The sequence below is a fragment of the Neoaquamicrobium sediminum genome, assembly GCF_013240295.1.
GTDB classification, from domain to species: Bacteria; Pseudomonadota; Alphaproteobacteria; order Rhizobiales; family Rhizobiaceae; genus Aerobium; species Aerobium sediminum.
Genome location: NZ_JABETK010000001.1, coordinates 2243391 through 2255000, shown reverse-complemented (window position 1 = coordinate 2255000; position 11610 = coordinate 2243391). Strand labels below are relative to the sequence as shown.

Genomic DNA, 11610 nt, shown 5'->3' with positions numbered 1-11610 from the left:
GGCAACACCAGCGACAAGCGTCGCATGGAAGTTTCCACCATGACGCGCTCGGGCGATCGCGACGTGGTACGCATGGTTCCCTTCGTCCAGGTGAAGATGGCGCTGGCAGCCGGTCACACGACGAACCGCAGCTATCCGCCTTTCGACCCGCTCGAGGTGTTTGCCGAAGATGGCGCCGCCCAGGCGAGCGCCAGCATGGCCACAGGCGTCATCTATGGTGCCAAGGTCGAGAGCGAGGTGAGCCTCCGAACTGTCGACTTCCCGATCCAGACCGCCGCCTTCGACGAGAGCAGCGCGCTGTCTGCCGACGAGGTCGAAGGCGTGGTGCGCAACACAAGCGCGATCCTGACCGACGGCGACGTGCAGGTCGCCGCGCTGCACTACGTCGATCCACAGCGTTTCGGCGAAACGCCGGTGACCCGCACGCTCGGCGCTTCGTTCGGCATCCGGATCGTGCCCGAGAACGTGTCGGTCGCGACACGCGATACGGAAGGCGGGACGGCCGACAGCTATGCCGAGGATATGGTCCTCTTCCCCGCCGAGCGAAAGCTCACAGAGGCGTTGGAGGAAGCAGGGTATACCGGACCTGATGCGGAAGGCATGGCATCGGCCTTCGCAACGCTGCTGAAGAGCGAGGATGTCGGCGAAGGCCACTTGCTGCGCCTCGGCATCGAAACGCGTGAGGACCTGAGCCGGATCGTTCGTGCAAGCCTCTATGATGGCCGCCGCCATATCCTGACCATCGCGCTGAACGACAAACGGCAATATGTGAAGGGTAGCGAACCGGAACCCAACCCGGCGGTGCTGGCCGCGTTCGATCTTGAGCCGGCAGTGATCCGCCCGCGTGGCGACCTGCCGACCGTATATGACGGCATCTATCGCGCGGCATTCTCCTACGGCATGTCGAGGCCGATGACGCGCCAGCTCATCCAGCTCCTCGCATCCGACGTCGATTTCCAGGCCAAGCTGAATCCGGCCGACGAGATCGAGGTCTTCTTCTCCCAGCCCGACACCGAAGACCAGGCGACCGAAGATTCGCAACTGCTTTACGTGCAGGCGACCTTCGGTGGACACACCCGCACCTTCTATCGTTTCCAGATGGAGGACGGCGTCGTCGACTATTTCGACGAGGAAGGCCGCAGCGCCCGCCAGTTCCTGCTCCGCAACCCCGTCCCCAACGGCCGCTTCACCTCGGGCTTTGGCGGTCGCCGCCACCCGATTCTCGGCTACACGCGCATGCATACCGGTGTCGACTGGGCTGCACCGCGCGGCACGCCGATCATCGCGTCGGGCAACGGCTTGGTAGAGCAGGCCGGCTGGACCGGCGGCTACGGGCGGCAGACCGTGATTCGTCACGCAAACGGTTACAAGACGTCTTACAGCCACCAGAGCGCGATCGCCGAGGGCGTGGTCGAGGGGGCGGGTTCGTCAGGGCCAGGTCATCGGCTATGTCGGTTCCACAGGTCTCTCCAGCGGCAACCATCTGCACTACGAATTGATGGTCAACGGCACCAAGGTCGACCCGATGCGTGTGCGCCTGCCCGTCGAGCGCGCCCTCAAGGGCGAGGAGCTGGAAGTGTTCCTGCAGGAGCGCGAACGTATCGACGACCTGCTAAAAGAGCAGGAAACACCCGCGCTGAAGATGGCGAGCGCAGACAACAACGGCGGCTGACGGCCGCGCCGTTCCGGGTCTTACGCCGCAACCTTTTCATGAATATCGTTGGCCTGCGCCGCGTCACCCGCTCCCGGCGTCGTCGCCCAGGCGATCAATGCCGCCGCAAGGCTGAGGGCCGCCGTAACCCATGCGACCGCCGCGAATGCCGCATCGCTTGCGGCAATCCTCAACGCCTCGGCATCGCCAGGCAGGTTGCCCGGCTCACCGAAGCCCGGCATGTCCGGCGCTCCGTCGAGCACAGCCGCATACCGTCCCGCAACGACGACGCCCAGTACCGCGACGGCCACCAGGCCTGCGATTCGCGAGACCGCATTGTTGATGCCGGAGGCAGCGCCCGTATCGTCGTCTTCACGCGGTCATCACCGCGCTCGACAGCGGCGAGACAACCAGCGCCATGCCAAGCCCCATCAGAACCATCAATGGAAAGACCCCGGTCCAGAAGTGCCGGATGCCTGAACCGACCAGCAAGGCAAGGCCGGCAAACGCCAGCGCCACGACCAGGCTGCCGCCGGCAATGGGCACGCGCGGGCCGATCCGGTCGGCCAGCCTGCCGACGAAGCCTGAAAGCAGCGCAATCGCTGCGGAGAGCGGCAGGAAGATGAAGCCAGTCTGTGCCTCGTCGACACCCCACCCCGCAATCAGCAGCATCGGCAGGAAAAACAGGATCCCCGACAGGGCGAAATACAGGCAGAAAGTGGCGGCGTTGGCGCCGGAAAAGGCGGCAATGGAAAACAGCGAAAGCTTCATCATCGGCGCCTCCGCCCTCGCCTCCCACCACAGGAAGACCGCCAGAGCGAAAAGGCCCGCTGCGATGAACGCAACCGGACCGGCTCCGCTTGCTCCGGAGGTCAGTCCATAAGCGAGACTGCCGAGCGCCACGGTCGCCAGCGCGGCGCCGCCAATGTCGAGCTTGCGCTTTTCGGCCGGCGAATCGTCTGGGACCTTTGCGATCAACAGAAAGATGGCCAGCCCGCCCAGCGGCAGGTTCACCGCGAAGATCGCACGCCAGACCGAATCGTCGAACGCCGAAAGCACCATCCCGCCGACCACCGGTCCAAGCGCGGTCGTCAGTGCCGAGGCGGCAGCCCAGATGCCGATTGCACGGCCACGTTCCGCCTTCGGATAGGCCTTGGCGATAATGGCGAGGCTACCCGGCACCATCAGCGCCGCTCCGACGCCTTGCAAGGCTCGCGCGCCGATCAGAAACGGCGCGTTGGGCGCGAAGGCGCACAGCAGCGACGTCGCGATGAAGAAGCTGATGCCCGCGATGAATGCGCGACGCATGCCGAACCGGTCACCGGCGGCGCCCCCGACGAGAATCAGGGCAGATAGCGTCAACGCATAAGCGTTGGAAATCCACTGCGCATCGACAAGCGAGGCGCCAAGATCGGCGCGGATAGCCGGCAGGGCGATGGAGACGACGGAACCGTCGATGAAACCCAGTGCAGAAGCAAGGATAGCCGAGATGAGCACATACCGCCGGCGCGACTGCGGGCAAAACGTTCCGTTGGTGTGCGGAACGGATTGTGGGGCGGGCTCGCTTCCGGCTTCGCAGGGTGACTGCATCGCCCATTGCTAATCGAGTTGGCTGGGCTCGACAATCGTTCGGGCGACGCCAAACACGGCACCCGCGACTGACCTACTCCACGAATTCGACGCTCGCGCCGACCTTGACCATCTTCGCCAGTTCCTGCGCGTCCCAGTTGGTCAGGCGGATGCAGCCGTTCGATTCGGTCTTGCCGATCTTGGAAGGGTCCGGCGTGCCATGGATCCCATAGGTCGGCTTCGACAGCGCGATCCAGATCGTGCCCACCGGCCGTTCGGCCCGGGCGGAATCCTCAGCACGCTCGTGTTGTTGCCCTGCTGGAAGTTGATCTTGGGATTGTAGGTATATTCGGGATCGGTCGCGATCCGCTCCACCGAATGCGTGCCCGTGGGCGACGGCGTCGCTGCGGAGCCGATCGTCGAGGGATAGATGGCGATCAGGCTGCCATCCTCGCCATAGGCCCGCACCTGACGTTTGCCCTTGTCGGCGATGATGCGCGTGACCGTGCCAGTGCGAAGCTTGCCGGTGTTGACGACCTTGATGATCGTGCCGGGCCGGTCGAACGCGACACCGGGATTGAGCGCACGCAGATATTTCTCGTCCATGTGGAAACGCTCGGCCAGCATCTCGGCCACCGAGACGAAACCCATACGTTCCATCTGCGCCTTCTCGGCGTAGTCGGTTGGGATCGACGCGACGAACGGGCCGGCCACGTCAACCGACGTGATCTCATAGGTGGTGAAAGCATCGCCGCCGGTCGCCTGAAGCTGCGCTTCGACATAATCGACATCGTAAGTGCGAAGCGTTTCTCCCGTCAGCTCGCGATAGGCGGCGATCGCCTTGTTGACGTTGTCGCCGATGCGGCCGTCGATCACGCCGGGCGACGCCCCAACCCGGTCGAGAAGCACCTGAATCTTGGCGATCTCTTCCGTGGCGCCTGAACGCGCGATCTCGGGCTGCTCCGTCACGTCGGGAATCGTTCCCTGTTGCGGCGGTCCTTCGATGGTCGTGCCCGGCTGCTGCGAATCGGGAACGGTGACAATCGATGGCGACCGGTCGAGCGGCGCGCGCTCAACCTGCTCGCGCTCGGGTACGCCGGGCCGGGGTTGTCCGTAGCCCGGCTGCTCGCGCGCGAATTCACTTTCGCGATCGTCCGGCGCGGGCAAAGCGCGGTAGTCGCGATATTCGGGCAGCGGGTCCACCGAGGGGAAAGGCTCGCGGCCCAGCTCCCGCATCCGCTCCTCGCGGCGCGCGCGCGCATCATAGGGATCGCGTCGCGGATAATCGTCATAACGCGGCCGAAACCGGTTCATCATCATAACGCGGACGATAGGCTGGCTCGTCCTCGTAGCGAGGGAGCGAATCCCGTGGCTCACGCACGCCGAGCACCTCGCCGGTATAAGGATCCAGCATCACCTCGCGGCCGTAGCGATCGTAAAAGATCTCGACTTCGCGGGCCTGCGCCGCCGCTTCCGCCGATAGCCCAAGAACCATCACCGCTGCCAATGAAAGAAGTCTGCCGTTCATTCCCTTTTGTCCCGCATACCCGCAATCAGGCTTATATCCTTCGACGATGCGACATGAACGGGACATGAAGATGGCGATCGCATGGCACATCGGGACCGATAATCAGTCAAAACCGAGCATTCGCCGCTGCTTCAGCGACAACTTCGACGCGATCAGCCTGTGGCTCTCGCGCAGATAATCAGCAAGGGCCGCATCGTCCATCGATTCGTCGCCAACGCACTGGATCCATGTCATGCCGCGCGAGGCAAGATAAGGTGCCGGCCGCAAACCGGGCTGCTCGCGCAAGATGTCGAACCCCACCTCCGAAACCTTGAAGGTTACGCCGAGCGTACCGCCGTCGCTCCAGCCGGCAATCGCAAAGACCTTGCCGGCGACCTTCCAGACATGGGCGCCGCCCCACTGCACCACATGCGTGGTGTACGGCAGTGAACCACAGAATTCGTTGTAGTCGTCGAGGGTCATGATCCAAGCCGTCTCTAGAGTTGAATAGCCGTCTCGTCCTTGGCGGTGCGGATCACCACCATGGTGAAGAAGCGGGCCACGTTGGTCCTGTCACGGAAGAGCCTGTCGCAAAGCGCGTCGTACTCGTCCATGTCGCGCAGGCGCAGCATCAGCACGACATCTGTCTCGCCTGTCACCGCATAGGCCTGCGAGACGGCTTCCTCGGCCGTCGCCAGGTCGAGAAAGCGGCGCATGTGCTGCTCGCCATGAAGCTTGAGCTCGACCGTGACCAGAGCCTTTAGCACGCGGCCGGCCCGGGCGGGGTTCAGGATAGCCACGATGCGGTCGATGACGCCCGTCTTGCGAAGCCGCCGAAGCCTGCGCAGGCAACTGGACGGGGACAGGCCGACCTCTTCGGCCATGTCCACATTTGTCCTCGAGGCGTCGCGTTGCAGGAGGTTCAGAAGCTTTTTGTCGATCCGGTCCATGCGCAGGTTCCTTGATGAACAAAGAGTGCAATAAAATTGCACACAAATGCAATCTTTGACCACAAATGCGAAACCGATTCCGCTAGCAGATCAGGGCAAAGGCAACAGGAGCCCCTCGAATGCCCGTCTTAACCACCGCTCTGCGCAAAACGCGCGAAACCCTCGAAATCTATTGGGTGCTCGCGCGGATCATGGTTCCGATCACGATCGCCGCGGAAGTCCTGTCGCGCATGGGTGTCGTCGAGGCCGTTGCACCTGCATTCGCGCCAGTGATGGCAATCGTCGGCATGCCGCCGGAACTGGGATTGGCATGGCTCAGCGGGATGCTGGTCGGCATATGGGGCGCCATTCCCCTGGTCTTCACGCTTGTTCCGGTGTCGTCGTTGAGCGTGGCGGATGTGACCATCTTCTCCGCACTGCTCCTATTCGCGCATGGTCTGCCGATCGAGCAGAAGATCATCCAGAAGGCCGGTCCCGGCATGATCGCGACCACACTGCTCCGCATCGCGGGCGGCGTGCTCTACGCATTCATCCTTCATCGTCTGTTTGCAGCCACCGGCTGGCTTTCGGCACCGGTGAACCCGGCCCTGATCCCGATGAGCGCGACACAGGATTGGCCCGGCTTCTTCGTCGGCCTGCTCGAGATGATGATCACCATGCTCGTCATCCTACTGGTCCTGTCGTGGGGCCTGGAGATCCTGCGCGTCACCGGCATCCTGAAACTCATGATGAAGGGGCTCGCGCCCCTGCTGCGGCTGGCCGGCATACGTGAGGAAGCCGGGCACTTCACCGCGGTCGGCCTGTTTCTCGGAATTTCCTATGGAGGCGGTCTGTTGATTCGCGAGGCGCGGTCGGGCGCAGTACCGCCGCGCCAGGTCTTTCTGTCCTGCGTTTTCATGGGGTTTGCCCACAGTATCATCGAGGACACGCTGGTCGTAATGGCGCTCGGCGCGGACATGAGCAGTGTTCTGTTCGGCAGGCTGGCTTTCGCGGTGGCGGCAACAGCCCTGATTGCCGCCCTTCTCAGAAGCCTTTCCGACGAGACCTTCTTTACGTGGGCATTCCGGGCGACGAAGACGATTCCAGAAGGCCGGTAATCACGCGGCGAACCGGCCATATTACAGCCGATCACATTTTCAGCCGCGCCCCACTGGGAGCGGTTGTGTTTACCACTTGTTAACCATTTTTTCGGTAGATCGGGTCAACCGAAAATTTACCAAGATGACCAACGTGTTAACTCAACCCAGGCCTATCCGCCTCAAGGGGCGGTCCTTCCTTGCCCTCGCGCTGACCCCGGAGCTGCCCTTCGAGGACTGGCTCGCACGGCTCGACGATCTCGCCGCGCGATCCGCAGGTTTCTTCCTGCGCCGCCCCGTGGTGCTCGACGTCGACGGGCTCGACACGAACCGGGCTGAGCTGCGCGAGCTGATCGAGGAACTCAGCAAGCGCAACGTGCGCATCATGGGCATCGAGGGCGCGCGCCCGTCCATGCTGGGATCGGACATGCCGCCTGCCATGACCGACGGTCGGCCTGCATCGGACTTCGAAGAACCGGACGGTGACGAGGTTGAGGAGGCTGCGGCTCAGCTGGAAGCGGCGCCCGCCCAGCCTTTGAGCGGAAGCGTCGTGCCGTCGATCGTGGTGACAGAGCCGGTCCGTTCGGGCCAGTCGATCTTCTTTCCCGAAGGCGACGTGACGATCGTGGGCTCGGTCGCATCCGGCGCGGAAGTCGTCGCCGGCGGTTCGATCCACGTCTACGGCACGCTGCGCGGACGCGCGATGGCTGGCACCCGCGGTGACGGTGCGGCGCGCATTTTCTGCAGCAAGCTCGAAGCCGAGCTGATCGCCATCGATGGCTTCTACAAGACGGCCGAGGACATGGAGCCGGACCTGCGCGGGCGGGCCGTGCAGATCTGGCTCGATGGCGAAAAGGTCAATACCGGAATTCTCGGCTGAGCCGGGGCGCGTCCCAGAAGAACAGGAGAGGTCAATGGGCAAGGTAATCGTGGTCACATCGGGCAAGGGCGGCGTCGGCAAGACGACCTCCACCGCCGCGCTAGGCGCCGCGCTTGCGCAGAACGGCGACAAGGTCGTGGTCGTGGACTTCGATGTGGGCCTGCGCAATCTCGATCTCGTCATGGGCGCCGAGCGGCGCGTGGTCTACGACCTCGTCAACGTGATCCAGGGGAGGCCAAGCTCACCCAGGCGCTGATCCGCGACAAGCGTGTCGAAACGCTCTACCTGCTGCCGGCCTCCCAGACGCGCGACAAGGACAACCTGACGCCCGAGGGTGTCGAGAAGGTCGTCGCGGCGCTGAAGACCGCCTTCGACTGGGTGATCTGCGACAGCCCCGCCGGCATCGAGAGCGGCGCGACGCTGGCCATGCGCCATGCCGACGTCGCCATCGTCGTGACCAATCCGGAAGTCTCCTCGGTGCGCGATTCGGATCGCATCATCGGCCTGCTCGATTCCAAGACCGTGAAGGCGGAAAAGGGCGAGCGCATGGAAAAGCACCTGCTTCTGACCCGCTACGAGCCGGCGCGCGCAGAGCGCGGCGACATGCTCAAGGTCGACGACGTCCTCGAAATCCTGTCGATCCCGCTGCTGGGCATCGTGCCGGAGAGCATGGACGTGCTGCGCGCCTCCAACCTCGGCTCGCCGGTCACCCTCGCAGACGGCGCCAGCGCGCCGGCGCGGGCCTATTTCGAGGCAGCACGCAGGCTCAAGGGTGATGCGCTGCCGATTACCGTTCCGGGCGAGAAGCGGGGCTTCTTCGGCAAGATCTTCGGAAGGAAGGCGGCATGAACCTGCTTCGTTTCTTTTCCCGTTCACCGGAATCGGCGCCGGCCGCGCGCGAGCGCCTGCAGGTGCTGCTCGCCCACGAGCGCGCATCCACCGGCGGCTCCGACCTCGTCAACAAGCTGCGCGACGAAATCCTCGCCGTGATCTCCAAGCACATGAAGATCGACGACGAGAAGGTCAGCGTGAAGATGGAGCGCGGCGCCCAGGTCTCCACCCTTGCCGTCGACATCGAGATACCGTTCGAGGCAGGCAAGGGCACACGCAAGAAGGCGGCCTGACCGGCCGCCGCAACCCCTGTCACATCAGCAAAGGAGGGCCATCATGACCCGGCTAGCACTTCTCGAAAGACTGAAGGAAGTCCAGCAGATGCCTAGGTATCAGGGGCGCGACATCACCACGATCAGCGCGGTGCTGTCGAACGAGGCCCTGGCGAAGCATCTCGAACTCTGCGAACAGGCGGCCGGCGCGACCTCGCGCCTCGCCGGCAACACCGGCATCGCCGGCAGAGCCTGAAGCCTAAGCCCACGGAAAGGCCCCCGCCATGCGCGGGGGCTTCGTCTTTTCAGGTGCCGGCTTCATGCAGCCTTTTCCGCAATGCGTGACGACGGCGGCGTGATGCCTTCGGCACGCTGGACTAGCCAGATGCTGCCGATGACGAGGACGAAGCCGGCCATCTGCGGCACGCTTAGCGCCTGTCCCAGGAACAACCATCCGAGCACCACGGCCGTCAGCGGGCTGAGGAACAGCAGCGACGACACGACAGCCGACGGTAGTCGGGCAATCCCGCGGAACCACAGCACATAGGTCAGCGCTGCGCCGATCAGCCCGAGCCAGCCAAGCGCCAGCAGGTTGGTGGGCGTTAGCAAGGGCATCGGCGGCTCGAAGGCCAGAACCACGGGAACCAACAGCAGGCCGCCGGCCGTCAACTGCCAGCCAGTGAACGCGAGCGGCGAAACCGGCGGCTGCCATTTGCGGCTGAGCACCGTGCCGAACGCCATGGAGAGGCCACCGGCCAGCCCCGCAGCGACGCCCAGCGGATCGAGCGCGGCACCGGGCGACAGCACGAGCAGAGCCACACCGGCCACACCGGCGCCTGCCGCCAGAACCGCCAGCGCGCGGATCGGACTGCCGAGCAGCAGCCTTGCAACGAAGATGACGATCAGCGGCTGCACGGACAGGACCGTCGCGGCGACGCCGCCCGGCAACCTGTAGGCTGCAACGAAAAGCAGGCTGAGAAACAACGAGATGTTGAGCGCACCGAGCAGAAAGGCACGCGCCCACCAGATGCCTTCCGGCAGTTGGCGCACGATGAGAAGCAGCAACAGTCCGGCCGGCAGAGCGCGCAGCATCGCCACCGTCATCGGCGAGAATTCCGGCAGAAACTGCGAGGTAACGATATAGGTACTGCCCCAGACGATCGGGGTGACCGCGGTGAAAAGCAGGTCGGAGCCGGGCGTTTTCATGAGATTTCCAGAACGTCGATGAGCGGGCGCCGCGGCTTCTGCGGCCAGTTGCCGGGCGCTGCACGCCCCACGGCGACCAGCATGACCGGAACCTCATCGGCCGCAAGGCCGAAGGCGCGCGCGACCCCACCGGCATCGAAGCCGACCATCGGACCCGAGGCGAGATCTAGCGCTTCGGCCGCATAGATCAGCGTCGCAGCACCCAGCGTTGCCGAGCGCACCGCCTCGTCGCGCGCCAACTGCGGATCGGCATACTGGCCGCGCGCGCCTTCCAGCCAGCCCGATACCATGTCGGACGGCATGAAACCGGCCTCCACGAAGGGACGCAGACGGACGGGCACCGCCGCATGGTCCGGCAGCGTGCCGCAGACGATGAAGGTCACCGCGGCCTGCTCCACCTTGGCCTGGCCATAGGCCAGCGCGCGCAGCCGCGCCTTGCTCTCAGGCGTCCGCACGGCGATGAAGCGCCAGTTCTGCAGGTTGTAGGCGGATGGCGCGCGCGTCGCGAGCCGAATGAGTTCTTCGATTTCCCGGTCCGAGAGCGTGTGGGTATCGTCGAAGAGATTCGCCGATACGCGTTTTTCGATCAGGGCGAGGGTCGGATTGGTCATGGTGTCTCCAGGCAATGGGTTGCTTGGACAACACCTATTCAATTCACCAAGGAATGATAATAATCGCAAATAGCAACATATAATTCACAGTGAGGAAAATATCGGATGGACCGGCTCACGGCCATGCAGGTATTCCGTCAGGTGGCGGAACTGAACAGTTTCTCGCAGGCAGGCAAGAGCCTTGGCCTGTCTGCGCCAGCAGTCAGCAAGAACATTGCCGAGCTTGAAGCGCATCTCGGTGCGCGGCTCATCAACCGCACGACGCGCCGTATGGCGCTTACCGAGGAAGGCAGGATTTACCTCGAACATGCCGAGCGCGCCCTCGACGCGCTGGCCCAAGCCGACCGGGCGCTTTGTCCGATCAAGTCGGAACCGGGCGGCACGCTGCGGGTAAGCGCGCCGATGACGGTGACGCTGACCCGGCTGTCAACCGCCGTCCCCGCCTTCCTCTCACGCTATCCCGACCTGAAACTCGACCTGCACCTGGATGACAGGCGGGTCGACCTCATCCGGGACGGGTTCGACATGGCGATTCGCGGCAGCGACAATCTCGAGGATTCGAGCCTGATCGCGCGAAAGCTCGGTGTCATGCCCCATGTCGTCTGCGCCGCACCGTCCTATTTCGCCGAGCGCGGAGTGCCAGCCACGCCAGCCGAACTGCGCGCGCATAGCTGCGTCCGGTTCAGCCTCTCCGGCCACGCCGATGTGTGGGAATTCACCAGAAACGGAAAGACGGAGCGCGTTTCCGTCGAAAGCCGCTATTCAGTGACGTCGAGCCTCGCCGTGCGCGACGCGCTACGGGCCGGCTTCGGGCTGAGCCTGATACCCCGCCCCTATGTCGAGGCGGACACCGCGGCCGGCCGGCTGCAAACGGTGCTGGACGATTGGAAGACTGTGGAGACCACGCTCTACGCCATCTACCCGTCACGACAGCACATCGCCCCGAAGATCCGCGTGTTTCTCGATTTCCTCGTAGAGGAGTTCAACGCTGAACCACGCAAGACAACAACCGATCGGTGATGTGCCGCAAATCCGGCCTGCAATCGTGAAGCCCAGA

General features: G+C 64.1%; 11 protein-coding genes and 4 pseudogenes (1 of these 15 cut by a window edge). 7 read left to right on the top strand and 8 right to left on the bottom strand.

Annotated elements, in window-relative coordinates:
- Window positions 1–1350 (top strand): annotated as a pseudogene (locus HK436_RS11200) (M23 family metallopeptidase); its annotated part reaches 288 nt to the left of the window's first position; the annotation flags it as partial.
- 342 nt (window positions 1351–1692) lie between these two features.
- On the opposite strand, the pseudogene HK436_RS11195 reads toward HK436_RS11200, so the two are convergent.
- The 6 genes and pseudogenes from HK436_RS11195 to HK436_RS11175 all read right to left on the bottom strand — a co-directional run bounded on the left by HK436_RS11195 (window position 1693) and on the right by HK436_RS11175 (window position 5677).
- Window positions 1693–3241, bottom strand: a pseudogene (locus tag HK436_RS11195) (MFS transporter).
- A 73-nt stretch (window positions 3242–3314) separates the two neighbouring features.
- Window positions 3315–3488 carry a L,D-transpeptidase gene (locus HK436_RS33520; RefSeq protein WP_376769143.1) on the bottom strand — a complete coding sequence of 58 codons (174 nt, stop codon included), beginning with the start codon at window positions 3486–3488 and terminating at the stop codon, window positions 3315–3317.
- An 83-nt stretch (window positions 3489–3571) separates the two neighbouring features.
- Window positions 3572–3826 (bottom strand): annotated as a pseudogene (locus tag HK436_RS33515) (L,D-transpeptidase family protein); the annotation flags it as partial.
- Window positions 3827–4508: 682 nt separating this feature from the next.
- The gene (locus HK436_RS11185) at window positions 4509–4748 is read right to left on the bottom strand and encodes a hypothetical protein (protein ID WP_173189679.1); all 240 of its coding nucleotides are present in this window, start codon (window positions 4746–4748) and stop codon (window positions 4509–4511) included.
- A 102-nt stretch (window positions 4749–4850) separates the two neighbouring features.
- Window positions 4851–5210, bottom strand: a complete 360-nt coding sequence (locus HK436_RS11180; protein WP_173189677.1) for an MmcQ/YjbR family DNA-binding protein — start codon at window positions 5208–5210, stop codon at window positions 4851–4853.
- A gap of 14 nt (window positions 5211–5224) precedes the next feature.
- Window positions 5225–5677 (bottom strand): Lrp/AsnC family transcriptional regulator, encoded by a 453-nt coding sequence (locus HK436_RS11175; RefSeq protein WP_173189675.1) that lies wholly within the window; start codon window positions 5675–5677, stop codon window positions 5225–5227.
- Between the two features lie 119 nt (window positions 5678–5796).
- Between HK436_RS11175 and HK436_RS11170 the strand changes: the two genes are divergently transcribed.
- From HK436_RS11170 to HK436_RS11150, 5 genes and pseudogenes are all read left to right on the top strand, one after another.
- Complete coding sequence (locus HK436_RS11170) at window positions 5797–6774, top strand: nucleoside recognition domain-containing protein (RefSeq protein ID WP_173189673.1); 978 nt, start codon at window positions 5797–5799, stop codon at window positions 6772–6774.
- A 124-nt stretch (window positions 6775–6898) separates the two neighbouring features.
- Window positions 6899–7633 (top strand): septum site-determining protein MinC, encoded by a 735-nt coding sequence (minC, locus tag HK436_RS11165; RefSeq protein WP_173189671.1) that lies wholly within the window; start codon window positions 6899–6901, stop codon window positions 7631–7633.
- A 34-nt stretch (window positions 7634–7667) separates the two neighbouring features.
- Window positions 7668–8482 (top strand): annotated as a pseudogene (minD, locus tag HK436_RS11160) (septum site-determining protein MinD).
- Window positions 8479–8757 (top strand): cell division topological specificity factor MinE, encoded by a 279-nt coding sequence (gene minE / locus HK436_RS11155; protein ID WP_173189669.1) that lies wholly within the window; start codon window positions 8479–8481, stop codon window positions 8755–8757. The pseudogene minD and the gene minE overlap by 4 nt, the downstream one beginning before the upstream one ends.
- Window positions 8758–8800: 43 nt before the next feature.
- Window positions 8801–8992 carry a hypothetical protein gene (locus HK436_RS11150; RefSeq protein WP_173189667.1) on the top strand — a complete coding sequence of 64 codons (192 nt, stop codon included), beginning with the start codon at window positions 8801–8803 and terminating at the stop codon, window positions 8990–8992.
- A gap of 62 nt (window positions 8993–9054) precedes the next feature.
- Here HK436_RS11150 and HK436_RS11145 read toward each other — a convergent pair whose 3' ends face one another.
- On the bottom strand, window positions 9055–9942 hold the full coding sequence (locus HK436_RS11145) for an EamA family transporter (RefSeq protein ID WP_173189665.1): 888 nt from the start codon (window positions 9940–9942) through the stop codon (window positions 9055–9057).
- Window positions 9939–10553, bottom strand: a complete 615-nt coding sequence (locus tag HK436_RS11140) for a nitroreductase family protein (protein WP_173189663.1) — start codon at window positions 10551–10553, stop codon at window positions 9939–9941. The genes HK436_RS11145 and HK436_RS11140 overlap by 4 nt, the downstream gene beginning before the upstream one ends.
- Window positions 10554–10658: 105 nt before the next feature.
- Here HK436_RS11140 and HK436_RS11135 point away from each other — a divergent pair, with 105 nt between their 5' ends.
- The gene (locus tag HK436_RS11135) at window positions 10659–11573 is read left to right on the top strand and encodes a LysR family transcriptional regulator (protein WP_173189661.1); all 915 of its coding nucleotides are present in this window, start codon (window positions 10659–10661) and stop codon (window positions 11571–11573) included.
- Window positions 11574–11610: the final 37 nt, after the last annotated feature.